The sequence below is a fragment of the Gemmata sp. SH-PL17 genome (genome assembly GCF_001610855.1).
GTDB lineage: Bacteria > Planctomycetota > Planctomycetia > Gemmatales > Gemmataceae > Gemmata > Gemmata massiliana.
This window is the reverse complement of the sequence record NZ_CP011271.1, coordinates 1,933,961-1,959,936: the sequence shown is the minus strand read 5'-3', so window position 1 is coordinate 1,959,936 and position 25,976 is coordinate 1,933,961. Positions and strand designations below refer to the sequence as shown.

Here is a 25,976-nt window from a genome sequence, read left to right as displayed (position 1 = left end):
CCTTACGGGAGCTTGATTTCTCCCAGCGCCTTGCGGAACGGGTCGCGGCGGAACGAGTTGAACGTTTCCATGCGCACCTTGAGCCGGTTATCGACCGATTCGACGGTCGGCCCGGGAATACCGCCGGTCACGCCCTGCTCGTAATAGAAGGCCGCGTTCGGCCGGAGCCGCGTCACGATCGTACCGTCGAGTTTGGTCCGCATCTCGATTAGCGCCTTCGGTTCCTCCCGCTTGTCCGTTTTTTCCTTCGACTGCAAGTCGATGAACAGCGTTTCGATGGCCCACGTGTAGAGCTGTGCCACTTCCGGGTCACCGACGGGCCTCTTCTCGTCGGTCGCGGCGGCCTTGACCATTTCAAACAACCGCTTGGTCTCCTCGGGCGTGTACCGCACGGCTTCGAGCTTCTTCCGCACGTCCTCGCTCCACTTGGCGATGTTCGCGGTCGCCGTTTTGACCTTGTCCGGGTCGCCGTAGGTCTTGGCGGTGAACGCATCGGCCAGCGCGAGTTCGGCCGCGTCGAGTTCGGCCACTGCGGTCTTGAGGTCCGGCCCCTTCATCCCGGCCGCGTGGCTGAGAACGAGCCGGGCGAGCGCGAACGCGGCCGGGCGGTAGAGCGGGCGCCCGGGGCGCCCGACGTACCCGCGGTCCTGGCGCTCGCTGGGGTACTTCAAATTGTGGTGGCACGAGTAGCAGTCGAACGCGGCGAAATCGAGGCCATCGGCCTTGGCCTTCGCGTCGGCAGCGAGTTGCGAGCCGAGGCTCGCTGTTGCGCCGAGAGTGGCGAGCGACGACTCGGCGAACCGTCGGGCGACGAACGACTCGTCCTGTCGGTAGTGGTACAGGGCGAAGGCCTTGTCCTTTGTCGCGGCCTTGCTCGCGAGGCTGGTGATGTACGGCATCTCGTGCGCGAAGCCCCAGTGCCGGGGTTGCTCACGGGCGTAGGCCATCAGGTCGAGTGGCGGGAGCGGCGGGTGCCCGGCCGCGTACCAATCGTGGGTGACGAACCGGCCCTCGTCCTTGTTCCCGATGTGGCACGAGGCGCACGTGTGCGTCGCCGTGGCCGGGTCGCGCAAGTTGGTCAGCCCCCATTCGCTCTTGAGCGCGGTCGGGAAGCTCCGCCAGTCCACCACCTTTTCCGTCGGCGGGTTGGGGGTATCGTCGTCGCGGCTGGCCCGGTGCGTTCGCTCGTACATGGTGCCGTGCCCGTGGCACATCTCGCACCCGACGCCCTCGGTGGTCGAGAACGAGGTCGGTTTCCATTCGGTGTGCGGGGTTCGCGCCAACGGCGCTTTGGTACTCGCGTGGCACGCCAAGCACCCGATGTCGTTCGCGACCGTGTACGTGTCGCCCTTGTACTTCCGCAGGTTGTCTTCCATCCGCTGCGCGGTCGCGTTCGGCTTGTCCTTCTTGTTCTTGACGGTTCGGTCGGTCAAGAGACTTCGGTACGCAGTGGAGTGCAGGTCGTGGGTGCTCCAGATGATGTTCTCAGACAACCGAATGAACTCGTACCCTTTCGTCTGTTGGTACAGTTCCTTATCCTGCGGTTTGGTTTCCGAGTGACAGTTCTTGCACTCGGCCGCGCCGAGCAGACCGTGCTGTGCCTTGTCCGAGGCGCCCGGGCGTGGGTAATCGGCTTTCTTTTCGTCCTTCTGCGTGGCGCCCACCGGCCGCACCGACGCGGAGGAAACGACGAGCCCGATCACGAGGCCGGCGAACGCCCCCGCTAGCCCGACCGCGCGCGCGGCCCGACCCGCGTATCCCGTCGTCATCACTTCCCCTCCGGTGTGCCCGTCTTGTTGCGCAGTGACTCGAAGCTGTCGCGGATCGGGTCCAGTCTGAGCCGGTCGAACTTCACCGGCCCGTTCGCGATCGGCGGGAACCGCAGTTTCTTGTCGATCGCGGTCAGCGGGTCGTGCCACCCGGCACCTGTTCCCGCTTTACCGCCGGCCGCGTGGTACATGGCCGCCGTGCCCAGGTAGTTCGCCGCCAGTGAATCCCAGTCGTGATCCGCGAGCACCTTCCCGTCCGAAGATAGAGCATTTGTCGCGAGCCGGTGTGCGATTTTCGCGGGCGCGTCGCGCCCGACGAAGCTCGGCCCGCGGTCCTCGGCGGCTTGCAGGTGCGCGAGCCACGTATCGAGTTCGACCACGGCCGCTTTCGCACGCTTCGCGACCTCGCCCGGCGCGGGCGCCCGCTTCGCCCCCATGAACTTGCGTAGTTCCTCGACCGCCGGCAGCTTCACGTCGCGTAACTCGGGCGAGCTTAGCCCGGGGAACGCGAGTTCGCAAGACTTCGCCGCCACATCAACCGTCGTGTTCGACCAGACCTCCCACCCCGGCACGCCGGGCGTGCGCGGAGTCGCACTCAGGCTCCCGCGTGTTTCCGTGTCACCGATCGTTTGGTGGCAGGCGTAGCAACTGTAACCGCTGAACTCCGGCCACGGCGCCTTCTCGTTCGGCGCGTCGGCCTTCTTCGCCCGCTCGTGGAGCAAGTTCACCGACGCCCGCAGCGTCGCGGCTTGCCCGATGACCCACATGCGCACTTCAAAGCTGAGAGGATCGCCCTTTTCGGTCCAGTGCTTGCGGTAATCCGGTTGGAAGTGGAACCGGGCCGGCTCGAACGCGAGCCGCGGGTGCCCGGCCGCGATGAAGTCGTGGTTCATGTCGCGCTCGCTGTCCCCGACGTGGCAGCTCGCGCAGTTCAGCGCACGGGCCACGAGGTTCTTCGTCGGCACGAACCCGAACTCGGTCCACTTCTCCTGGTTGCTACGGATCTTCCACGACGGGAGCGTGTGCTCCGCGATCCACTTGTCCGCGGGACCGTGACACGCACCGCAGCCGACGCCCTCGGCCAGAATCTGGTCGTGGGTCGCGGAGTCTTTCACACTATCGACCGCGTGACACGCGAGGCACCGGGCGTCCTTGTGCGGCTCCTTGATTCCAAGCGCCTTGCCCATCTTCACGGAGACGGGGTTGAACAGCACGCTGTACGCTTTGGAGTGCGGGTCGCTCGTTCCGGCCGAAACCGCTTCACGCGCCCAGGTCGAGTGCTCGCTCCCGACCTTCCCAATCGCCCCTCCACCGTGACACGCCGATGCCGAACACGAGGTGCTCGCGCGGTACGTGAACGGCTCTTTGAAATCGACCTTATCGACGCCGTAAGGTTTAGCTGTTGGTGCGACGATCGCGACCGCGGCGGTCGGTGGTTGGTGCGACTGCGCCGTGTTGAACACGCCCGCGACGATTGCGACGAGTGTTACCGCGATGAGGGGAACGGCACGCACGTTAAACCCGCGGTTCGTGTCCGGCGCATCCATGCGGGGAATCCGTTTGGGTGTCACTTCTCGTGAATCGCTTTGAAAGCGCGCTCTAGCCGATCCCAGTCCTGATCGCGGAACGCGGTCACGCCGCTGCGGTACTTCTTCACCACGGTGTCGCTCGGTTTCCCGCGAGCGTATTCCAGCGCCGCGAGGCCGAAGAACACCTGCGTCGCGCTGTCCCACTCGGGTAGGTTCAGCGCCCCTCGGGGGAAGAAGGCTCGTGCCCGCGCTTCGACCTGTTCACCGGGCTGCGACACGAGTTCGCGCCGCAAGTTTCCGGCCTGCTCTCCTGTGGTTTTCGCAACGCCTTGCGCCTTGTCCGCCTTTGCGGGGCGCGGCGACTCCATTGCGAGAACCACAGTCTTTAAGAGCGCCTGATCCCGCTTCGGCGACTCGATGCCCGCCGCGGACGTCAGCGGCCAAATCATTTGCCACGGGGGAACACCGATCGGGCGCTCGCCGAGGTACTCGGCACTCTTCCGCCAGTCGCCGTACTTCTCGCTCTCACCCGGTATGCGGAGGTTGTGGTGGCACGACGCACAGTTGAACTCGGCGAACTCCGGCCACGGCGTTCGGTGCTCGTTCGCGTCGAGTGACCGCCTCGCGCGGTCTTCGAGCAACTTGCACGCGGCCTCGGCGTGGGCCACGCGCCCGACGAACCAGACCTTCGCCTCGTTCGGCACGATCGGCGAGTAGCTGCTCTTCGTGCGATCCTTCTCCTGCCAGTGTTGCGGCAACCGGCGCTGGTACTCGGCGAAGTCGAAGTTCAGGCGCGGGTGCCCGGCCGCAATCATGTCGTGATTCATGTCACGAACCGGCAGCCCGTTCTCGGCCGGGGCACCGACGTGACACCCGGCACACGCAAGCGCCCGCTTGCCCAGGTCGTACAGCGGCTTCATTCCCGTGTCTGCGTAGACCTTCGCCCGATCTCCCTTCCACGCGGTGTGCGGTTGGAGCCACACGCTGGCGTTGCCGTGGCACGCCTCGCAACTCACCCCTTGCTCGCGCAATACAAGAGCGTTCGCATCGGGAATCAGTTCCTCCCGCGCGAGCGCCGGATTGGTGTGGCACGCGAGGCAGCGAGCGTCCTCGGTCGCCTTCTTCCCCGGCGCGTACTTGGCCATGATCTTCGCGGCCGTGATCTTCAGCGGGCGCCGCGGGTTGTCGGTCAGCAGGCTGTACGCCGCGGTGTGCGGATCGGCCGCGGCCCAACAACTCCCCGAGCTTTGCCAGCAATCGATCCCGCGCTCACCGTTCAGCACCTTGCCCGCGGGCGCTCCGTGACACGCCGCCGCGAGGCACCCAGACATACCGATGGCTTGCCTGCTAGCGTTCCCGGCCCCTTCGCTGCTCGCCGCTCGCGCCTCGGGTACGGGGAGACTGATTGTGGCGGTCGGGGCAACTCGAGCGGCAGCCAACGCGAGCGCAACGCCGGGGATCACTCCGGCTAGCGTGAGAGCAACTGTACGCGCGCTGAGATTCATTGTCAGCCGAGAATGTGGGTCAGTGTTTGAGAAACCCGCGAGCTACGATGCGCCGGCCGGCGCGTTCACCATGTTCGGCGTTTTCGGGTGCAACGGCAAGCACCATTCAACACGAACACTTCACCCGTGATCGCACGTTAAGTGCAAAATCAAACTGAAGCCGCCCTCCGTTCCGACCGGTCCGCCCCCGGCTAACAATTGCTAACCTTTCCGGGCCTCGGAAGCCGCATCGGTACACGTAGAGCCTCTGGCTCTTGGCTTTTCATGTACTTTGGCACCATCTCAGCGCGCTGGCAACCGAATACGGTGGCTAACATTCGCCAACAGCGGTTGTCTGCCACCCACCGCCCTTGCGGGCGGGGTTCACCGCACTTTGGCAAAACCGGTAGTCCCATCACCCGTGGCACCCTGCCCCACGCCCCTGGTGAACCCCGCCCGCAAGGATGGTGGGTGGGAATCCAGCCCAGCCACCGCGCGCCGTCGATATCTGATGTCAAAACTCCGGATCGGGCTACCTCTCCTCTACACCTACTGATCATTCGACCAGAGTGCTCACTCGGTTTCAGATTACGCGCCGTCTGTGATGGCGTGCCGAACACCGGTTCTTCACACAACAAAGGGCTATTTTCGGCTTCAATACCCTTCAAGTTCCGACCATAGGGCCTCTTTGCCCCGCGTGCGGGCAAATAAATTCAAACAAGACGGGAAAATCGTCAAAGTGAGTTCTAAGGTACGGACCGTAACGGGATGGATGGCGCGATCCGACTGGAGTGACGCCCCGGTGTCACTGACCCGGAAACCCGGATTCTGGAATGTTGACCGCTCCGTTTGAGTGGGTTACTATCCTGAACCTAACCCCAAGGCGCAACGAACTAACCGGAGCGGCGAGTGCTTCTCGGCAAGACGAAGACCGTGCAGCGGCGCATCACCACGATCGTGATCGCCACCGTCGGGGTCACCCTCATCGGGGTGATCCTCGCCCGGCTCGGCGCGCTGGTCACGCTGTGGGACTGGCCGCCCCTGCCGAGCAGCGGGTTCGGCGTCCTGTGCGGCGTGGTGGGCGGGGCCATCGTGTTCTTCGAGATGGCGATCGTCCTCCGCAAGCGGTGGCGCCGGTGGCGCCTGGGCCGCACGCGGCTGTGGATGCGGCTCCACATCTGGATGGGGCTGATCTGCCTGCCGGTTATTCTGATCCACGCGGGCTTCGGGTTCGGGGGGCCGCTCGCCACGGTCACGCTGGTGCTGTTCCTGCTCGTCACGTTCAGTGGCGTGTGGGGGCTCATCATGCAGCAGTGGCTCCCGCAGAAGATGCTCGCAGATATTCCGGGTGAAACGATCGCCTCGCAGATCGATCGCCTCGGCGAGTACCACGCGGACGAGGCCCGCCGCATCGTGACCGGGCTAACCACCGTTCCCCCGGAAGCGGAAGCGGTCGATCCGATCATCGGCGGCCCGCTCGCGGTCGAACTCGAAGCGTTCCGCGACGACGTACTCCTGCCGTACCTGCAACGGGGCAGTCACTCGCGCTCGCCGCTAACGGCCCCGGCCGAGGCCGAGCGCCGGTTCGCCCGGCTCCGCGAAGCGGTTCCGCCCGAGGCCCGAAACGACCTCGACCGGCTCCAGGAACTGGCCAACTTGCGGCGCCGGTGGGACGCGCAGGCCCAGTTGTACTTCTGGCTGCACAACTGGCTCCTCGTCCACCTGCCGCTCTCGGTGGCGATGACCGCGCTGATGGTTCTCCACGCGGTCCGGGCGCTGAAATATTGGTGATTCGTGTTCCGTATACGGTTTTCGGTGCTCGGGCCGGGTTAAACTCGTTACACCGTGCTCTCGCAGGCACCAGCGCGCCGAACACTGTTTACTGTTTCTGGGTGCAAGATGCCTCGTTCACCAAGTCGCGACCTGTCGGACCGGTTCACCGGGAAGCGCGGCTACTTCCGCCGGCCGGACGCGCTGCGCCGCGGGAAGATCGCCCTCGGTTGGATGGCTCTACTCGCCGCCGGCGCGTGGGCCGCGGTGGACGTCGTTCAGCCGGCCCAGCGCGTTCAGTACGCGCACTCGCACGGGCCGCTCTCGAACCCGCACGCTTCCTTCGACGACAATTGTGCCGCGTGCCACGTCGCCCACGGGCTGAAAGACCTGGGGCCGGTGTCCGTCTTCAACGCGCGCGACCGCTGGCACGATTTGACGTGCGAAAAGTGTCACTCCGGCCCCGGCCACCACGACTCCGCGAACGCGGGCGCCCGCGCGTTCCACGACCGCTGTTCCAACTGCCACCACGACCACAACGGGCGGTTGAGTTCGCTCGTGCGATTGGCCGACAAGGACTGTAACCAGTGCCACGAGAATCTCGGCAAGTGGCACGAGTCGAACAAGTCCAAGGCCGGCAAACCGTACCAGAACGAGATCACGAACTTCGTGAAGGACCACCCCGAGTTCCGCTCGCTGGACACTTCCGCGAACCCGCGCACGCTCAAGTTCAGCCACGCCATCCACATGAACCCCGGTCAGGCGTACACGGCCGACGGGAAGGAAGCGATGACGGTGAAGCGGCTCCGCGAACTGGGCGGGGACGCCGCCGTTACCCGGTTCGCCCCCGGCGCGGCCGACGACGTAAAGGTGCAACTCCAGTGCGCCTCCTGCCACGCGCTCGATTCGGGCGTGGGTTCCCCCGGCTTTAACTCGCTCAAGGACACGCTCGCGAAGGACGATCCGACCCGTGCCCTGCTCCCCCCGCGTGCCGAAGGCGCGTACTTCCTCCCGGTCAACTTCGAGGCCCACTGCCGCTCGTGCCACCCGCAGAAGGCGAACGAGGGCGTGAGCGAAGCCAACGGAAAGAAGTTTGAAGTGCCGCGGTTCGATGTGCCGCACCGCAAGCAACCGACCGACCTGATCGCCGATCTGAAAGCCGGCTACCTCAAGGGGCTGAGCGACAGCGGGCACCCGGCCCTGAACGCGCCGCCCGAACTCGGCGGCAAACTCGACGCGCCGCCGAAGAACCTCGCCCCGCGCACTTTAGGCGAAGAAGCCGAGCGGCTCGCCGGACTCGCGGAAGGGCTGCTCTTTGAACCGGCCGGGAGCTGCGCCAAGTGCCACACCATGACGCCGGGCGACGGAAAGGCCAAGCCCCGCGTCACGGCCGTCCCGGACCGCACGGTCTGGTTCAAGCACGCGAAGTTCAACCACGCCTCGCACCGCGGAACGACGTGCGCGACGTGCCACCCGGGGACGGGCGCCGACTACATCTCCAAGGTGGAAGCGGACAAACCGGAGCCGGTGCAGATCGTGGGCATCAACACCTGCCGAGCGTGCCACTCGCCGCTCGGCACGAAGATCAAGGTGTCCGACAGCCCGGACGTCCTGGGCGGCGGCGCGCGGCACAACTGCACCGACTGCCACCGCTACCACAACGGCGACCACCCGCTCCAGGGGCGCGGCGCCCCGGCCCGGGACGCGAGCAAACCGCTCGACCTGCTCAACTGGCTCAAGGGCAGCAGTAAGTAGCAGAGGGCAGAGTCTTCGGACGTCTGCTCTCTGGAACTCCAGGCGCCAACCATCAGGTTCTTCGATGATCGTCCAGCGGCTCCGCGACATCCAAAACCGGTTCGGCTTCCTTCCCGATAAGGAGCTGAAGGAGCTGTCGCGCGAAATCGACGTGCCGATGTACCGGCTGGAAGAGGTGAGCAGCTTCTTCCCCGCGTTCAAGCTCGAACGGACCAACCCGCCCGACATCGAGATGCGCGTCTGCCGCGACATGACGTGTCACCTGCGCGGGTCCGCAGCGCTCCTGAACGAGCGGACCGGATTGCCCGTACTCGCGGCCGAGTTGTCGGAGCGCACCGGGAAGAAGATCTGCGTCGAGGGCGTGTCGTGTTTGGGGCGGTGCGACCGCGCGCCGGCCGTCTGGGTCGAGAAGCGCCCGATGCCCGAGGACGTTCACGCCTGGGTGTACGCGAATCGCCCGGGTCAGGATCTGGAAGAAGTGCTCCGCGCGCTGGCCGACGACCGTGACCCGCCCAAACCCGACCCGGACGCCGAGTACCCCCCGCACACGAACTCGAACCGCGGCTACACGACTCCTCCATCCGACGGCGACAGCGCCCACCCTCCCCTTCCCGCGGCCGGCTGGTCGCTGGACGTGTACGGGCGCCAGCGCTGGCCCCGCGACTACCGTGCCATCAAGCGCTTCACCGACTACCTGTCGAAGCTGATCCGTCCGCTCGTGCCCCCGCCCCGCGACATGGGCGGTAAGGATCTGGAAAACTACGTCCAGCGGTTCCACCCGCTGCTGTGGGAACTGAAGACGTCCAACCTGCTCGGGATGGGCGGGGCCGGTGCGCCCGCGTACCAGAAATGGCTCGACGTGTGGCGCGAGTCGGGGATGGAAAAGTACGTCGTGTGCAACGGCGACGAAAGCGAACCGGGCACGTTCAAGGACCGCGAGATTTTGCTGCGGATGCCGCACCTCGTTGTGGAGGGTGTGATCCTCGCGGGGCTCATGACCGGCGGGTCGGCCGGGTACATCTTCATCCGCCACGAGTACCACGAACAGATCCACGCGGTTCGCGAGGAGATCGAGCGGGCGCGCGAGATGGGCGCGTGCGGCGAGAACATCTTCGGTTCCGGGCGCAACTTCTCGGTCGAAGTGTTTGAAAGCCCCGGCGGGTACATTTGCGGCGAACAGTCCGCGCTCATTGAAGCGATGGAGGACCGGCGCGGGCAGCCTCGCAACCGTCCGCCCGAACTGACTACCAACGGCCTGCGCGACCGCCCCACGGTGGTGAACAACGTGGAGACGCTCGCCTGGGCGCCGGGCATCGTGCTGTTCGGTGGCGACAAGTACGAGATGGGCGGTTGGCGCCTGGCTGCGGACCCGAAGATCAAGTTCGGCGGGCGCCGATTGTTCTCCGTAAGCGGCGATGTGGCCCGACCCGGCGTCTACGAGGTCGCAGTGGGCCTGACGCTGGGCGAGCTGTTCACCGGCGACAAGTATTGCGGCGGAATTACAGGGCCGCTCCGGGCGGTCGCGGCATCCGGTCCGTCCGGTGGGCTATTACCCGCAAAGATACCCATCGACCCGAAGTTCGATGAGAAGAAGCGCGTGGACGCGGTCGCCAAGATCCGCGAGCGCTCTGCGCAGGACGCCGACTACATGGCGTGGTTCCTCCGCACCCACATCCCGATGGGCGCGACGGAACTGGACCTGCTGAAGGTGCCGCTCGACCTGAACTTCTTCCGCCACATGAACGGCGCTCTACGGTTCCCGGTCGAGCCGATGCTCGGCGCCGCGATCGCCGTGTACGCGGGCAACGTGGACCTGCTCGACCAGGCGGTGAACTACACCGAGTTCTACCGCAACGAGTCGTGCGGCAAGTGCATCCCGTGCCGGCTCGGGTCACAGAAGTTGGTGCAGATCGGCCAGGAACTCCTCACGCGCCGCGATTCCGGCAAGCCAATCGCCGGTGAGGAGGCCGAGCGCATCAAGTCCGACGTGAAGGAAATCACCAAGACGTTGCAGCTAACGTCGATCTGCGGATTGGGGTACGTCGCTCCCATCCCGCTCGCCACCGCGCTCTCGTACTTCATGGAAGACACCCAGAAGAAGCCGCGGGGCTGAGTGCAGCGAGTTTTACGAGCCGCGACCGCAAGGGAGCGGTTGCAGCCCGGACTTTGAACAGGGATCGCAAACAACCTGTTGTGCCTCCCGCTCCCTTGCGGTCGCGGCTCGTAAAACTCGCCCACCAACTGTTTCCCCGCCGGTGTAAACCGGCCGTCCGGAATCGCCGAACTCGTTCAGCGCCCGCGTGAGTTTCCACCATGCCCGACTTCGCCGATCCCGATATCTCTCTCGGCCGCGAAGAGGAATCCCTCTTCGCCCGCGACGACAACGACGTCCTCGTGCGCCGCGAGAAGGAAACGCGCGACCGCTTCAACGACCTGGTGACCATCGTCATCGACGGGTACGCGGTCGAGGTGCCGCGCGCGGTTCCGAAGACCGACTCCCAGGGCAACGTGCTCCGCGACGCGGACGGTAAGGAGATCCCGCGCACCACGACCATCTACGACGCCGCGGCCGCGCTCGTCGAACAGGGTCTGTGGTCCGACGAGGAACTCAAGAGCCGCATCCCCGTGCTGTGCCACCAGCGCCACGTCGCGCCGGTGGCCGTGTGCCGCATGTGCTCGGTTCACATCAGCAGCATGAAGCGCGGGAAGTTAACGGCCGGGCGCAAGCTGGTGCCCGCGTGCCAGCACCGCATCGAAACGAACATGGTGGTCACCACGCGCGCCGGGATGTGGGGCTACAACCCGGAAAAGCGCACCACGGCCGACGAAAAGGTGATCGAACGCGCCGCGGGCGACGTGAACTCGTCCATCCGCATGCTCGCCGAGTTCCTGGTCGCGGATCACTGCCACGAGCCGCTCACCCCGACCAGGCGCTACGAAGACGAACTGAGCACGGTGGCACGGTCCCTCGGCGTGATCGAGGTGCGCGACGACGAGGTAGAATTCAAAGTTCGCGACAGCCTCCAGCGCGCCCCGGAACTGCCCAGCCGCAACACCGCGCAGGAAGCGATCCCCAAATCCCGGCGCATCGAACTGCCGCTACTCCCCACCCTCGAAGCGAAAGAACTGAACGAGGAGCGGTCCGACCTGCGCCCCGCGTGGGAAGAGTGGAACGCACTGATTGACGACAACTACCCGTACTCGTCGCGCACCGTGGTGGTGGACCACGACCGATGCATCCTGTGCGACCGGTGCGTGCGTGCGTGCTCGGAAGTGAAGCCGTTCAAGGTGATCGGGCACACGGGCAAGGGGTACGGCACGCGCATCAGCTTCGACCTCGACTCGATCATGCGCGACTCAACCTGCGTGCAGTGCGGCGAGTGCATGAACAGTTGCCCGACCGGTGCGCTCTCGCTGCGGCGCCGCGTGCGCCCGCGGGCCTGGGAGGACTCGCCGGAGCAGATCCCGGTGAACCCGAACACGTCGTTCCCGAAGTCGTCCGGGTTCCTCACCGCCGACGAGATGCAGCAGGTCTGGCTGCTCTACGAGAGCCCCACGCGCGGCCCGCGGGTCGTGTTCCCGTTCCGCTCGATCCCGTACTCGTACCTGAAGTGGAACGAGGGCGCGGTCCGCAAGTGGGAGATCGCCCCGGGCGAAAAGAAGGTGCTGTGCGAGGAGGGCGAGTACGGGAGCACCGCGTTCCTGCTGCAAGGCTCGGGCACGTTCGAGATCTACGTCCGCGGCGCGGTACAAACCCAGAAGCCCGGGTTCTTCGCGAGCTTGTTCGGCAAGAAGGCCAGCAACACGAAGGCGGCCGGGTACGGCGATCTCGTGAAGGTCGCGATGGGCGACGAACTGGTACTCGGGGAAATGACGTGCGTCACCCAGCGCCCGCGCGTCGCGAGCGTGATCGGCGTCGCGGAGACGGATAACCGTGAACTCGTGCTCGGGACCGACGAGAACGGCTGGCCCACCGTCACCCCGCACCCCACGCGGTCCGGGCCGGTCATCGTGTACGAAATCACCCGCAACATGCTCGACATGATGCAGCGGGCCGCGTCCGCGCGGGAAGACATTCAGGAAATGTACACCCTGCGCGCGATCCAGACGGGCGTGCAGAGCGGGCGCCTCTTCCAGTTGCTCGACACGATGGAGCGCCAGCAGGCGGTCACGTTCCTGCTCACCGAGGGCGTGCAGTTCGGGCGCGTCGCCGCGGGCGAAACGATCATTGCCGAGGGCGACACGGCCGCCGCGTTCTACATCATCCGGCTCGGCACCGTGCGCGTCTTCACCACGGCCGGGGGCGGCGAACAGGTGCTCCGCATCCTGTCCGTCGGCGACGGGTTCGGCGAAACGGGCCTCCTGTCCGATCGCCCCGGCACCCGCACCGCGACCATCGCCGCGCTCGATCCGGTCGAGGTCGTGCGCGTGCCCGGTCCCGTGTTCCGCAAACTCTGCGACCGGTTCCCGGCGCTCAAGGACGGCATGAAGTCCGCGCCGCGCCCGGCGGTGCCCGGGGTCGAGAAGGCCCCGCCGCCCGCGGTGCTCCGCGACTACGTCCGCCAGGGTTTGTACCAGGGCCAGAAGCTACTGGTGCTCGACCTGAAGAGTTGCACGCGGTGCGACGAATGCACCCGCGCCTGTGCCGACTCCCACGACGGCAACGCGCGCCTGCTGCGCGAGGGGTTGCGGTTCGGCGACTTCCTGGTGGCGACCTCGTGCCGGTCGTGCCACAAGCCGTACTGCATGGAGGGGTGCCCGGTCGACGCGATCCACCGGCGCGGGAACCACCTGGAAGTGGTGATCGAGAACCACTGCATCGGGTGCGGGCTGTGCGAGCGGAACTGCCCCTACGGGGCGATTCACATGGTGCCGCGTGGCACGCCGAACCCGGCCGCGGCGGACGTTCCCGGCGGCAACCCGTACATGACCGCGGCCCGGCGCGCGGTGAACTGCGACCTGTGCAACGGCGACGAACCGTACTGCGTGCAGGCGTGCCCGCACGAGGCCGCGTACCGCAAAACCGGCCCCGCACTGCTCGACGAGATCCTCCACCGACTGGAAACGCACGATTGAGTGGCGCGGATCGTAACATTCAAATCCCGGCGGGTATTTCCCGTCGGGATTTGTTATTTGCACCCGCCAATGACGCGCAGGCCCGATTCACGCACCGCATAAGCGATTACCGCACGGAAGCGTCTGGGCGAACAGCCGGCTCACACCGGCTGAAACGACATCCACCTATCTCGTCCCGCGACCGGATTACTTACCACCAGTAATGCCCATAGCGTCTGCTGCGGCTTCCCAGTCGTCGAAGTCAGCGGTTTCCGACTTCGTGGGCGTCGTGGTCGCAACCGAGGTCGTGAACGTCTCTTCTTCCGGTTGGAAGTCTTCCCACTCCTTGGAGGAGATGAGCGGGATCGTCGAGAGCGGCGGACTCAGGCACGGTGTCACCGCCACGGCCCTCCCCTCCGCGGCGGCAGTCATCGCTTCCAGGAACGCGGTCAACATATCGACCGCCTTGTCCACCCGGTTCTTGTCCATGTGGGGGAAACTCGTGCGCCCCCAACCCGCCTCCTCGGTCGTGTTCCCGGTCCACTGTTTGTCGTACCGGTACCAAATCATAATGTTGTCGCGCTTCGGCCCGGTTGTACCGTGCGACTTCATTGAGATATGAACGGAGCGGTTCTCCTTCGCGTTCTTCACGGAGAAGTGCCGCTTGTTGCCAATGGCGAGAGTCGGCCCGTCCACGACCGCTTTATTGAAGTAATAGAACCAGCCGTCCTTGTTGCTTTTGCAGACCTTGCGCCGGACCGATTCCTTCGGGGTCACGAGCTTGTACGACTTGCCGTTAATGAGTAATTCGGCGGGCAGCGTTTTTGGCAACGTGTAAGGCATACACCCCCCTGTTTGGTGAGAATCTCGCGTAGTATCGGTGCCGCGAACTCACACGAGCGGGCACCTCACCGGCCCCCTTTCTACGGCGTACTCGCGACCGATCTTTCAGGTCGCTCGGACGATATTCCGAATTAGTCTTGGTGGCCTTATCCGTGAACCCGCGAAGGCGTTCCTCGGAGATGTGACGGCGCCGCCATCGCATTTGCGGCCGGAGTTTGGGGAGCCGTCGGTAGAAGTAATGCGGGCAGGGCCGTTGAGTTCTCGCGGTTGCGTCACTCCACCCGCTCGTTAACACGCGCGGTTCGCCCAGAGGCTCAGGCGAACCGCGCGTGTTAACGAGCGGGTGGGCGCCAGTACCTGCCCACTTCCACACATTAAACAGCCCTGCGAATGCCGCGGTTCTCCTATCGCGGCCCCGCAAAACAAGCTAAAGTGACTCGTACCGCCTTTTGCTCACGCGCACCGGCTTTATGAGCGACGAAACTCAACAGGCTCCGCGAGCCGCAACGCCCACCGACGACCAGGCCCTTACTGCCGCCGCTTCCGCGACGAGCAGCATCGAGTCCGTGCCGCACGCCGAAACGCTCGCCCAGACACCCGACCAGATCCGGCGCGTGACGGCCGCGATCGCGCCGACGGGTCCGGGAAGCATCATCGCGAGCTACGAGGTTATCGGCGAACTCGGGCGCGGGGGGATGGGGGTCGTTTACAAGGCCCGGCACCTCAAGCTGAACCGCGTCGTCGCGCTCAAGATGGTTCTGAACAGCGGGCACGCCGACGCGCGCGACATCGCCCGGTTCGTCACGGAAGCCCAGGCGGTCGCCGATATTCGCCACGCGAACGTGATTCAGATCTTCGACAGTGGCGAGGCACACGGGTGCCCGTACATGGCGATGGAGTGTCTGGAGGGCGGGAGCCTCGCTCAGCGCCTCCGCACGTCCGGGAAGATGGCTCCGCGTGCGGCGGCGGAACTCGTGGTCAAGATCGCACGTGGTGTACAAGCCGCCCACGACCGCGGGATCGTTCACCGCGACCTCAAACCGCACAACGTACTACTCGACTCGCCGGACGCCGCTTCGGAACCGTGGGGCGAGCCGAAGGTGATGGACTTCGGGCTGGCGAAGCGCAACGGCGCCGAACTCACCCAAACCGGCGCCGTAATGGGCACACCGGCGTACATGTCGCCCGAACAGGCGAAGGGCGAGACGAAGAACATCGGTCCGGCGTCCGACGTGTACGCGCTGGGCGTCATCCTGTACGAGTGCCTGTGCGGGTCCGTGCCCTTCAAGGGCAGTGATGCGTGGTCCGTGATCCGGCAGGTGATTAGCGAGGAACCGGAACTGGCCGCGCGCCGCGCGCCCGGCGTGCCCCACGATCTCGACCTGATCTGCCAGAAGTGTTTGGCGAAGGAACCGGCCGAACGGTACGCGAGCGCCGCGGCGCTGGCCGATGACCTTCAACGATACCTCAACGGCGAAGCGCTCCTCGGCCCGCGCACCGGGTTGTGGTACACGAGCACGAAGCTGGCCCACCGGTGGTGGCGCCCGGTCGCCGCCGTCAGCGTACTCGTCGCGCTGATCCTCGCCGCGTGGCTCCTCCCGTCCCCACTGAACCGCCAACAGCCCCAACCGCCGGATACGCCCGCCGCGAGCGACGATTCGGGAAAAACCAAGGAACCGGACGCCGCGTTGGTGCTCTTGCGCCAAGAGGTAGCCAATCAGGTCCGCGCGCTCCGACTCGCGGAACCCAAACCGGACCGCACGTCGCCGCACAAGTTGGCGGCGCACGCCGAACTGCCGCCGACGGACTACTCACGGTTCAACGTGTTCAAGGACGAACGGGTCATCGACATGCGCGGGTGGAAGCAGTTGAACCCGAACGACCCGAACGACGAGTGCTCGGTGGTGTACTTCACCCGGCGCGAGATGATGAAGATCGCCCCGGCCGACGAACTGCGCATCGAAACGCGAACGACGGGCCGCGACGTGGTCAACCGTGCGGTGCTGCCGACGCCCAAGAAGGCCCGCGCGTTCAGCACGGAGCGCCCCGGTTTCGTGGGCGACCAAGCCATGAAGGTGCGACAGCTCGTACTCGACGTGCGCGACATCCCGGTGAAGCAGGAGTTCACGCTGAGGTACACCAGCACGTACTGGAACTCGCTCCAGTCGCTCAACGAACAGTGGTTCGGGGTGATCGGCTACGAGGGTTCGGTGAAAGCGTCCATGCTGCTGCTGTTCCCCGACGACCACCCGTTCCGCGAGCACAAGTTCCTCTACGCGCCGACCAAGCGCGAAGACCCGACCAAGCGCGAAGACCCGCGGCCGTACACCGGCCCGCTCATCACCGTCGCGGCCGAGGACAAGAGTTGGCTGTACTGGGAGATCCCCGGTCCCAAAGCGAACCACGTCTACCGCGTCGATTGGACGTGGTAGGCGGCAACATCAGAATACTGCCAAGAAAGTGAAAGTTTTTCAGAAGAGATCATCCCTCAGCAGCCGTCCGCAGCCATCCTCATACACGTGAAGGCGATGTACTCGGCAGAGAAACTGGGGCCATCCGCAGCAGGCCCAGCCAACCAGTCGTCCAAGGGGGCTGCGAATTCCTGAACCATACGTCGGAGTTCAGCCAACTCCGCGGAAGGGGCATTCTCTATGAAATCCGCGCGGATTAGATCGTCCGAGATACCGAATCGCTCAGCTATCGGGATGATGTGCCGCAAACGCTCCGGCACCTCGACCGGATCTAATCGGATTGTCTGCCGGTCGTTGACTGTTAGCCCATACTTCTTCCGCATCTCGCCAGCGGGTAGGATCTCGAAGTCGGGAGCGTCGGCCATCTGAGGAGCCTCTTGTCGCCGTAGTCGACCTACCACTTTCGCATTTGGCGGGAAGTATTTTGCTCTAGTCCCGTTTCAGTTTCCTTGTAGCGAGCCGCGACCGCAAGGGAGCGGGAGGCGCCCCCGTTATCGTCGCGGTTCCACACACAGGTAGCCCCGCTCCCTTGCGGTCGCGGCTCGTTTGGTCGCTACGTGGATCTCGAAACGAGACTAGAACTGCCGCCACGTTTCCGCGCCGCAGCCTTCTGCTGCACCGGTGCTGTCGGTTCGGATTACGCTTTTTGTGGCTCCAACACCAAATCCCGTAACGCGGTGGCGCGTTCGTCGTCTTTTGCGCGTTCTGCCTCTTGGCTTTGATTGATGGTCCACGTCTACCGCGTCGATTGGACGTGGTAGACGTGCGTATTGCGATCTGACAAACGGTGATCTGAAACGCCCGGTTCAGCCCAGGGCCATTGCCATTACCGCGAGCAGCGCGAGCACCATGAGCACGATCCACACCGGCGACTTTCGGTCGCTCGGTGCGTCTTCCCGGGAGACGAACATCCCGCACTTCGGGCACTGCTCCGCTTCCTCGTCGATCTCGGCGCGACAGTACGGGCACGGTACGAACGCGCGCGAGTCGTCGACGTACAACCCGGCCGGATAGGTTTCCGGGTCTTCCGGGTCGTAGTCGGTCTCGGCGTCGTAATCGTCGCCGTCGAACTCGTCTTCGTCGTCCTCGTCCGGCGCGCCGGGTCGCGTGCGGGCCACGTTTTTAGTCCTTCTTGAGCGAGTTGAACACCAGCCCGGTGAGCAGCTTCGGGTAGAAGTACGTCGACTTCGGCGGCATCTTCTCGCCGTGCTCCGAGATCTGCTCGACGTGGCCCATCCCCACCGGCGGCACGAGGCACGCGAGCTGGCACTCCTTCTTCGCGGTCGCGTCGGTCACCTCGCTCAGAAGGTGAACGTACTTGCAAACTGGCGTCCCGCCGATCTTGTCCCGGAGCAAGCGATCGAGCACGAGCTTGTGCAGGATGCTCACGCCCAGTTCGCGCCAGTCCTCGCTCTGGTCCGGGGCCAGCGACGCCATCACGTCCCTGTCGCGGAGCTTCGCGACCGTCCACAGGCCGTCGGCCACGGTCCCGAACGCGAACGTGGACTGCGACCCGTCCATCAGCACGTGTTCCCACGCGGCTTGCGCGTTCGTACCGGTGCGTTCCAGGACGTCGAAGTGTTCCGCGAGCACGCCCTCCAGTTGCGGCGCGCTGAGGTCCGCGGCCAGCCCGCTCACGAGCCGGTGCGTCGGCAGAATGAGCAGGCCCGGGTCGCTCATCCCGACGAGCATCATCAAGCAGAAGTTCGGCGCGGCCTCGTCGTCGGCCACTTCGCCGGCCGCGCGCCGTTCTTCGAGGTACTTCAGACCGGTTTCGTACCGGTGGTGGCCGTCCGCGATGTACACCGGCTTCGGCCCCATCGCGCCGATCACCTTGCTGATGGTCGCGGAGTCGGTGACCACCCACAGACGGTTGATGACGCCGAGGTGGTCGCGTGCGACGATCGGCGGCGCGGACCGGATGAGTTGCTCCAGCGGCGCGAACACGGTGCCGTCGTCCGGGTACAGGCCGAAGATCGGCGACAGGTTGAACCCGGTCGCGCGGTAGAGCTTCAGCCGGTCTTCCTTCGGACCGGACATCGTTTGTTCGTGCGGGTAGATCTTCCCGCTGCCGAACGGTTCGAGCCGCACGCGGGCCAGGAACCCGCGGCGCACGAACGTCTGCCCCTCGACGGTGTACTCCTGTTCGTACACGTACAGCCCGCGCGCCGTGTCCTGGCGCACGGCGTTCTCGACGACCCATTCGCGGAGGGTGTTGCCGGCGCGGGTGTACTTGTTCGTTTGCTCGTCGTCGCCCGGTTCGTCGCGGGTGAGTTCGAGGCGGATCGCGTTGTACGGGCTGCTGTCGTAGAGTTTCTGCTGGAGCGCGGGATCGATCACGTCATACGGCGGCGCGACCACATCGGAGAGCGTCCCAACGGAGCCCAAATCGTACCGGAACCCACGAAATCCTCGAATATCAGCCATTGCAAAAACGCTCCTACCCCGCGAAAGAGAATAGAAATCATTGTACTGATATTGCGCGGGAGCGGAGGAAACGCGATCAGTCCCGTCGAAGTGCCGCAATAACATCGTTCCATAAGCCGGCCGAAACGTCGTGCGGTCCTGTGCCCGTAACGAGTTCCAAGCACTCGCCCGGCATTCGATTACTCGCGACCGAAAGTGCGGCGGCGGCGATCGTTGGCGACCGGCTCATCCCGGCACCGCAAAACACAAGCGTGGGAACCCCGGCCCGCACGAACCCGGCGACCGCTTCTACCGCAGCACGCAGCACCCAGTGCGGGTTCCCCGCGCCGTCGACCAGCGGGAACCGGCAGTACACCAACTCCCGCGTGACAGTGGCGACGGGTTCGTTCAGCGCGAGATCAACGACCGCTTCGATCCCCGCAGACAGCACACCGCGAAGGTCACGGATATCCGCGACGCTCCCGACCCACAGCGGGTACCCCGAGATTTGACGCATCGCTCGCGACCCAGAATAGCTCTACCCGCTGTAGCACTCGTGGTTCGCCAATGTATGGGCGAACCGCAAGTGTTTACAAGCGGGTAGCGCGTGACGTCTCTCATTAAAGCGGAGTTGTTCCTACATTCCGGACATTCCCGGCGGCTGCCAGGGTACATCCATGCGCGAGTGCGAAGAGTTCCCGCCCACCTTCATGAGCTGGTACGCTTCACGCGCGTAATCGCCCAACTGCGGGAGGTCCGTCAACGTGAGTTGCGGGAACTCACGGTAGAAGCAGATGTCGTCCGGTAACGGCGCGCCGACGAACTCCGTGTTGGGGAGCACGACCTTGGCGAGTTCCTGCAGCCGTTCCCCGTCGGCCCCGGTCGGGGCGGCCAGCACCACCATCTCGTAGGGCCGCGGGTACACGTTCGGCACGAGGTCCGGAGCCGCCTCTTCAAATGCCTCACCCAACAGCGGCTGTGCGGTACCGTTCTCCGAGCGCGAGCGGAAAAACACCGTGGCCGGGTCGGAGTGGTCGAGGCGCGCGTCGAGGAAGTCGCGGGCCTTGTTCAGCAGCATGTCGCGGAACACCGGTCCCTTTTCGAGCGGCTTGAGGCACACGTTGCCCAGCCCGCGGAACTTGCGCGTGATGTCCTTCTGGAGCGACTGGTCGAACGCGAGCAGGTCTTCGGGCGCGAGCGCGGCGAGGAACTGGTCGGCGGCCTCGTCCAGGTTCTTGCACCCGTCCGGGAGGATCAGCTTGCCCGGCGAAGCGTCCGCGTTGGCCGACGCCCCGAGCCGCGTGAGGGCCGCGTGCATTTCGCTCAGCGTGGACCGGCAGAAGTTGATCTCGCGCAGGTACTCGGGGGCGTTGCCCGCGAGCTTGCGGAACACGGACAGCGCCAGGTCGAGCACGTGCAGTTGCAGGCGCTTCTTGGTGTACTGGCGCATCAGGTCGGTGACGTCGGCCGCGTTCACCTTGCGCGTCATCGCACTGAGTCCCGTGCTCCCCAACCCGCCGATCGCCTGCAACAGGCGCCCGTAGATCATACCGACCTCTTTGTTGAGGTCGGCGCGCACCGGCTCCAGCGCTTCCACCTGCGTTTTCAGCTTCTCGCTCATCTGCCGCACGGCTTCTTCCGCGCCCGGCAAGCGGTACTGCGGCACTTCCAGGAACGTCGCGGCCATCACCGAGATGTGCCCCTCGGTTTCCTTCACCAGCCCCTCGAACCGGGCGCTCATCGCGGCCTGGAGCGAGCTCGGCTGCGGGTCGTTCTCGCAGTCCGGTTTGCCGACCAGTTTGATGAGCTGGTCGAGGACCGCGCACGCGGACGTCGCGTCCAGCCGCCCGCCGGACGGCGTGCGCGTGCGCAGCGGGTCGATGAACGCATCGAAGACGCGCTCGGGGTCCTCGCGCAAGCTGTCGCGCGCGGCCTCGTGGAGCGATTCGACGATGGCCTCGAACGACAGCTTCCGATCGGCCCACTGCTGGCCGAGCCAGCCGGCGATGTGTTCGCGCAGGTGGCCCGCGTCCCGACCGGTCCAGCGCTGGAGCTGCCGCTGCGCGAAGCGCCGGGTCGCCGCGCCGAGTACCTCCGGGCGCGGCCAACTCAGCCGGAACAGGCCGAACGTCTGGCACGAGGGCGTATCGGTCGGGTAGGCGTGGCGGTACACGTCGCGCCCTTCATCAGCCACGCGCCCGGCCGGTGTGAGCAGCTCGTGGTACAGGACGCGCGCCGCAGCCGCGAGCACCGGGCGCGCGCCGTCCGCGCTCACCGCCTTCGGGAGCTGCGCCACCATCGTCCGCGCGAACGGCGGCTCGCTGTCGGTGACCGGGGCTTCGGACTTGTCGAACGTCGTCTGGTACCGGGACTTCCGCGCCTGGAAGTGGTGCAACTCGGACAGCGCCGCGTAGGTGTTCGCCAGCGCCGTCGAGCGCGGCGCCGTCACGTCCGCCGGCGGCACGAAGAACATGCCGACCACTTCCGGCCGCAGGTACCCGACCTGGCGCAGTTCGTGGCGCACCAGGTACGCCATGTCGAGGAACATCCCGCTGCCGGTGCCGCCCGCCAGCCCCGTCACGATGTACGCGCGCGGGCGGTTGGTCCGCAGCCCGAGCTTCGTGACCTTATCGGCCTGCATCAGCGCGTCGTCGGTCAGGAACGTTTCGATCTCCTGGCGCACGCGCTGGGCGATGGTGCGGTAGTGGTCGAAGAGCGCGAGCCGGCCGAAGGTGCGCACCCCCGCGGCCGGGCCGGGGTTCCGCGGGAGCTTGTAGAGCGAGCCGGTCGGCATCCACTGTTCGACGGGCAAGAGCGAGTCCCGTTGCATGTAGTGGGTCGAGCGGTTCAGCCGGGCCGGGATGATTTCGCGCGCGGTCAGCGCCGCGGGCACGTCGGGCGCTTGTGGGACACCGGCTTCCGGGTCGGTGTCGATGTACAGGATGCGCACGTTGGGCACCCGTTCGACCGAACCGTACCGGTCGGCGATCACCCGCTTGAGTTGTTCCGCGACGCGGTACCCGGTCTGCCCGATGGCGACGAGGAGCGCGGGGAACAGGGCGCCGTCGCCGGACCGCTCGGGAGGCGCGATGCCCAGGCTCCCCATGCGCCCGGTCTGAAGCACCACGGGCCGGTTGAGCGTCTGAGACGGGTGCTGGGTGGACGGCGGAGCGGGGGTCACGAGCCGCGCGCCGGAGCCGGGCGGAACGAGCGCCGGCAGCGGGGTATGGTTCGCGCTCTGACCGGGCTTGATGAGCGGGGGCAGGTGCGTCGGCGGCGGGGTCTGTTCGCGGCTGGGGGTCTGTTCCGCGTTGAGGCGCCCCTGCCCCTGGCCGGCCATCCGCGTGGCCTGGATCGAGTCGGCGAGCGCGTGCCCGGACGGGTTCGGCATCGTGGGCGCGCCCGAACCGGGTATGGACCGGCCGGGGCGCGAGGGGCTGATCGGCGTCGAGGGCGCGGGCGGCAGCCCGCTCGTCCGCAGGGCGCGGATCATCTCCGTGCAGCTCGGCCACCGGTCGTCCGGCTTCTTGGCGAGCGCGCGCCCGATCACGGCGCGGTCCCCGACGGGGAGGGCGTTCAGGTCCGGCGTGCCGTTGATGTGCTGCATCAGCAGCGCGCGCGTGTTCGCTCCGTTAAACGGCCGGTGCCCGGTGAGCAGTTCCTGGAACACGATCGCGAGGCTGTACTGGTCGGAGAACCGCGACACCCACCCCTCGAACGTTTCGGGGGCCGCGTACACCGGGGTCACGCCGCCGGTCACGGTCGCGCGGACGCCTTCGAGCACCTTCGCCAGCCCGAAGTCGGCGACCTTGATGTGGTTGAAGATGAGGAACAGGTTCTGCGGCTTCACGTCCAGGTGCTGGATCTGATAGTAGTTGTTCATCAGATCGAGCCCCTCGGCGGCTTCGTCCATGTAGCGGAGAAGCTCGTCGCGCGGGATGCCCGGCAGACCCTGTCCGCGGCACTCGCGGAACCGGTCCCAGAGGTTGCGGTCGGCCAGCTCCATCACGATGATGAGCTGGCCGTCGATAATGCGGAACTGTTCGAGGGTGAGAATGTACGGGTGGCGGATCAGTTTCACCCGTTCGAGCGCCTTCAGCTCCTGCTCGGCCGGGCGGCTGTCCTCGTCCATCGCGTCGAGGTCGCCGAAAACGAACTTGGCCGCCTTGAGCATCCCGCCCGGCGCTTCGATCTTCCAAACTTCGCCGAACCCGCCCCGGCCGAGGCGCTCGATCAGCCGGTACCCGTTGAGCGGGTGTGGGAGTTCTTCCTGGCTGACCAAGCGAACCGGCATGAGTAGGGGCCGCCTTGAATAGCCAAACCACAACCACCGACCGACTCTCGGCACGAACGGGTGCGTAGTCGGGGGCTACTAGTTTGTAGTTCAGGGTGTGAGGTTTGGCAAAAATGTGCTTCGGACGAGCCGAAACTCGTTCACGCCACATCTGAATCACCCACCACTTTTGCGAGGTATCTTGCGATTTTAGTGCAAGAACCTGAGCGTATCCTCTTCATGTACGGCATGAAATGAATCGAAATGTAGACTCGGTCGCTCCCCATTTCCGGACCGATTTTGCCCCCGTCTCCCGTCCCTCAAGTCTCGATCCGAAGAACGGGCGCGAATTGCCGTTCCCGGGCGGAAGAAAACTTTGGCCCCGCACGACAAGCCCCGTGGATTCCAGTTCGGCGGGCTTTTCGGGTTCGGGTTCCAACTTGCAGGCACAATCGCTTATCATGTCCGACCCGGACGGACTTTGTGCCCCGCGGTGGAAGGAATCACCCGGTACCGGCAGACGCCGGACGCACGAAACTGGAAGTATCGAACCCGAAATGAGGCGGGAAAATATTTCCAATTTCGTACTTCAAAGTCCGAATTTGGTTTCACGGAAGGAATCACCCTGTCATGAGTGCGACACCCGGACTACTGGTGAGCGTGCGGTCGGCGGACGAAGTTGCGGCAGCACTGGCCGGCGGAGCCGACCTGATTGACGTGAAAGAGCCCGCAAAGGGCGCGCTCGCCCCGGCCGAAGCCGAGGTGGTGTCCGCCGTCATCGACGCAGTCGACGGGCAGGTTTCCGTGAGCGCCGCGCTCGGCGAGTGGTCGTCCAATGCCATCACCGAGGCCCACTGGCACCTCGAACTGCCGCTCCAGTACGTGAAGTGGGGGCTCGCCGGGTACGCACCGACGCCGGGGTGGGGCGAAGACCTCCTCGATACGCGGCGCGAACTCCCCATTGGCACGGAAATGGTCGCAGTCGCCTACGCGGACTGGGAGCGCGCGAAATCGGTCCCGCCCGCGGAAGTCGCCAAATTCGCCAAGCGCTTCCGCTTCAAGGCATTCCTGCTCGATACGTGGGGCAAGGACGGCAAGACGCTGCTCGACTTCATGACCGCGAAAGAGATCGCCGGTTTGGTGGACGGACTGAAGCGCGTCTACACGACCGTGTCCATCGGCGGTTCGCTGCGCCCGGAGCAGATCAAGCAACTCAAGGGCGTTGTGCCGGATTACTTCGCGGTGCGGTCTTCGGCGTGCGCCGCGGGCAAGCGCGATGGTGTCATCGACGCGACCCGCGTCAAGAAGTGGAAAGAAGTCCTCGCCGGGGTGAAAGTGTCGTGACCGACCCGCCTCACGGGGCCCGGCGCGACGGATTCCCGCTTTCCGCAAACGGGCGCGGGGCGAATCGATGTCCGACGAAGTGTACACCTACGACCTCCGCCAGGAGCAGCCGATCATTGCGGCCCTGGTGCGCCAAGCCTCAACCCGCTACGCCCAGCGGTTCGCTCAACGACCGGTGAACGCAATCGAGGTCGGGTTCTGGGTGGAAGGCGCCCGTTTGGTCGTTCGGCTCATCTCGAATCTGGCCTACGAATTTAACAGGGCCATCTACCCAACCGACTACTCCGAGACGGTCGACCGAGCCAGCTACGGAGAGCACGTGACCATCCCGAGTTGGGAACTACTCAACAGCCTGTCCGGATCGGTGGATATGCGGGTGCGCGATGACGGCGGTCACGACGTGACCCTTCACGCGATCCGGGACGGGTACCAAGAAGGCTGGCGGGACACGGTGGAGGCGATCGGGCGGAACGTAATGCGGGTGGTATTCGACGCGCACGCAGATCTGTTCACCGGCGTCCCTCTGACCGACCCGTGCGAGATAACAGTTTACGAGGACGAGGATTCCAGCTTAGCGTGGTACCTGCGCGTTTCCGGCGATGCCATCGGGTTCAAGCCCACAGGCGCGTGAGCCGGTTTGCCTCCCTCTGCCCGCGAGAAGCTCCACTGCCGAGCCGGAGAGCAAGCGGGGATTTTGGAGAGAACCTTGATAACCGACCCGTTTCTCGCTCTCGTCGCCGAAGCGCTGAATCTGATGCACCCGCGGTTCGCCGCGGCGCAGGGGCTGGCGTATTCGCCGAGCGAAGCCGAGGAGCCGCCCGCGGCGCGGAAGGTCCGTGAGCGGTCGTTCGTGATGGAGTTTTACCACGAGTTCCGCAGGCTCTGGGATCAGGCGGTCCCGGTGCAACGCGGTCTCGGCCACGTACTCATTCAGGGCGATCCGGACGCGGGTCCGCGGACGCCCGATCTCCTGTTCTGGAAACTCGGCGAACGCGGCGCTGCGGACGAACGACTCGCGGCCGTGTCGTTCGCGTTCCTCTCGAATCCGAATGCGGTAAGCGCGGATCAGGCACTTCTGACGAAGTTCCGCGACACCCCGAAGGGCGGCTACTCGCGCGCGATCAGCGTCGTGATCGGCCGACACGCGGATATCCCCGCAAGTGGTTTGGCCGCAACAGATGGCGTCGCGACGATCTTCTTCGACACCGAGAAGTGGCGGGTTGCGCAGTAGAGGCAGCCAGTCCTGGGATCGCGGGCACACCGCCCGCACTCCATCG

Annotated in this window: 17 protein-coding genes and 1 pseudogene; 9 read left to right on the top strand and 9 right to left on the bottom strand. The window is 65.5% G+C overall.

Annotated features, from left to right (window positions below; translation table 11 throughout):
- Window positions 1-2 precede the first annotated feature (2 nt).
- The 3 genes from VT84_RS08065 to VT84_RS08055 are packed head-to-tail and all read right to left on the bottom strand — an operon-like array spanning window position 3 to window position 4,629.
- Window positions 3-1,769 carry a multiheme c-type cytochrome gene (locus tag VT84_RS08065; RefSeq protein WP_052559514.1) on the bottom strand — a complete coding sequence of 589 codons (1,767 nt, stop codon included), beginning with the start codon at window positions 1,767-1,769 and terminating at the stop codon, window positions 3-5.
- Entirely contained in the window at window positions 1,769-3,316 is a 1,548-nt protein-coding gene (locus tag VT84_RS08060) for a multiheme c-type cytochrome (protein WP_052559512.1), read from the bottom strand. The genes VT84_RS08065 and VT84_RS08060 overlap by 1 nt, the downstream gene beginning before the upstream one ends.
- Window positions 3,317-3,336: 20 nt before the next feature.
- Complete coding sequence (locus VT84_RS08055) at window positions 3,337-4,629, bottom strand: multiheme c-type cytochrome (RefSeq protein WP_162271638.1); 1,293 nt, start codon at window positions 4,627-4,629, stop codon at window positions 3,337-3,339.
- Window positions 4,630-5,691: 1,062 nt separating this feature from the next.
- Between VT84_RS08055 and VT84_RS08050 the strand changes: the two genes are divergently transcribed.
- The 5 genes and pseudogenes from VT84_RS08050 to VT84_RS08035 all read left to right on the top strand — a co-directional run bounded on the left by VT84_RS08050 (window position 5,692) and on the right by VT84_RS08035 (window position 13,383).
- Window positions 5,692-6,573 carry a hypothetical protein gene (locus VT84_RS08050; protein WP_052559509.1) on the top strand — a complete coding sequence of 294 codons (882 nt, stop codon included), beginning with the start codon at window positions 5,692-5,694 and terminating at the stop codon, window positions 6,571-6,573.
- Window positions 6,574-6,681: 108 nt separating this feature from the next.
- The gene (locus VT84_RS08045) at window positions 6,682-8,307 is read left to right on the top strand and encodes a cytochrome c3 family protein (protein ID WP_082839164.1); all 1,626 of its coding nucleotides are present in this window, start codon (window positions 6,682-6,684) and stop codon (window positions 8,305-8,307) included.
- A gap of 58 nt (window positions 8,308-8,365) precedes the next feature.
- Window positions 8,366-8,713, top strand: a pseudogene (locus VT84_RS41645) (NAD(P)H-dependent oxidoreductase subunit E); the annotation flags it as partial.
- A 12-nt stretch (window positions 8,714-8,725) separates the two neighbouring features.
- On the top strand, window positions 8,726-10,420 hold the full coding sequence (locus tag VT84_RS08040) for an NADH-ubiquinone oxidoreductase-F iron-sulfur binding region domain-containing protein (RefSeq protein WP_315850304.1): 1,695 nt from the start codon (window positions 8,726-8,728) through the stop codon (window positions 10,418-10,420).
- A gap of 200 nt (window positions 10,421-10,620) precedes the next feature.
- Window positions 10,621-13,383, top strand: coding sequence for a cyclic nucleotide-binding domain-containing protein (locus VT84_RS08035; protein WP_052559504.1), 2,763 nt, complete (start codon window positions 10,621-10,623; stop codon window positions 13,381-13,383).
- 186 nt (window positions 13,384-13,569) lie between these two features.
- Here VT84_RS08035 and VT84_RS08030 read toward each other — a convergent pair whose 3' ends face one another.
- Entirely contained in the window at window positions 13,570-14,205 is a 636-nt protein-coding gene (locus VT84_RS08030; protein ID WP_052559500.1) for a hypothetical protein, read from the bottom strand.
- A 470-nt stretch (window positions 14,206-14,675) separates the two neighbouring features.
- On the opposite strand from VT84_RS08030, the gene VT84_RS08025 reads away from it, so the two are divergent.
- Window positions 14,676-16,637 (top strand): serine/threonine protein kinase, encoded by a 1,962-nt coding sequence (locus tag VT84_RS08025; RefSeq protein WP_157469310.1) that lies wholly within the window; start codon window positions 14,676-14,678, stop codon window positions 16,635-16,637.
- Window positions 16,638-16,693: 56 nt separating this feature from the next.
- Here VT84_RS08025 and VT84_RS08020 read toward each other — a convergent pair whose 3' ends face one another.
- The 5 genes from VT84_RS08020 to VT84_RS08000 form a co-directional block, all read right to left on the bottom strand.
- On the bottom strand, window positions 16,694-17,041 hold the full coding sequence (locus tag VT84_RS08020) for a hypothetical protein (protein WP_082839161.1): 348 nt from the start codon (window positions 17,039-17,041) through the stop codon (window positions 16,694-16,696).
- Between the two features lie 441 nt (window positions 17,042-17,482).
- Window positions 17,483-17,794 carry a zinc-ribbon domain-containing protein gene (locus tag VT84_RS08015; protein WP_082839160.1) on the bottom strand — a complete coding sequence of 104 codons (312 nt, stop codon included), beginning with the start codon at window positions 17,792-17,794 and terminating at the stop codon, window positions 17,483-17,485.
- Between the two features lie 4 nt (window positions 17,795-17,798).
- Window positions 17,799-19,103 (bottom strand): DUF1015 domain-containing protein, encoded by a 1,305-nt coding sequence (locus VT84_RS08010; RefSeq protein WP_082839159.1) that lies wholly within the window; start codon window positions 19,101-19,103, stop codon window positions 17,799-17,801.
- Window positions 19,104-19,179: 76 nt separating this feature from the next.
- The gene (locus tag VT84_RS08005; protein ID WP_052559491.1) at window positions 19,180-19,599 is read right to left on the bottom strand and encodes a dual specificity protein phosphatase family protein; all 420 of its coding nucleotides are present in this window, start codon (window positions 19,597-19,599) and stop codon (window positions 19,180-19,182) included.
- Window positions 19,600-19,719: 120 nt separating this feature from the next.
- A complete protein-coding gene (locus tag VT84_RS08000; RefSeq protein WP_082839158.1) occupies window positions 19,720-23,376 on the bottom strand; it encodes a tubulin-like doman-containing protein in 3,657 nt (1,218 codons plus the stop codon).
- A 609-nt stretch (window positions 23,377-23,985) separates the two neighbouring features.
- Here VT84_RS08000 and VT84_RS07995 point away from each other — a divergent pair.
- The 3 genes from VT84_RS07995 (at window position 23,986) to VT84_RS07985 (ending at window position 25,930) form a co-directional block, all read left to right on the top strand.
- On the top strand, window positions 23,986-24,699 hold the full coding sequence (locus VT84_RS07995) for a (5-formylfuran-3-yl)methyl phosphate synthase (RefSeq protein ID WP_052559487.1): 714 nt from the start codon (window positions 23,986-23,988) through the stop codon (window positions 24,697-24,699).
- A gap of 67 nt (window positions 24,700-24,766) precedes the next feature.
- Window positions 24,767-25,330, top strand: coding sequence for a hypothetical protein (locus tag VT84_RS07990; RefSeq protein ID WP_052559485.1), 564 nt, complete (start codon window positions 24,767-24,769; stop codon window positions 25,328-25,330).
- Between the two features lie 75 nt (window positions 25,331-25,405).
- Entirely contained in the window at window positions 25,406-25,930 is a 525-nt protein-coding gene (locus tag VT84_RS07985) for a hypothetical protein (protein WP_052559483.1), read from the top strand.
- The last annotated feature ends 46 nt before the right edge of the window (window positions 25,931-25,976 follow it).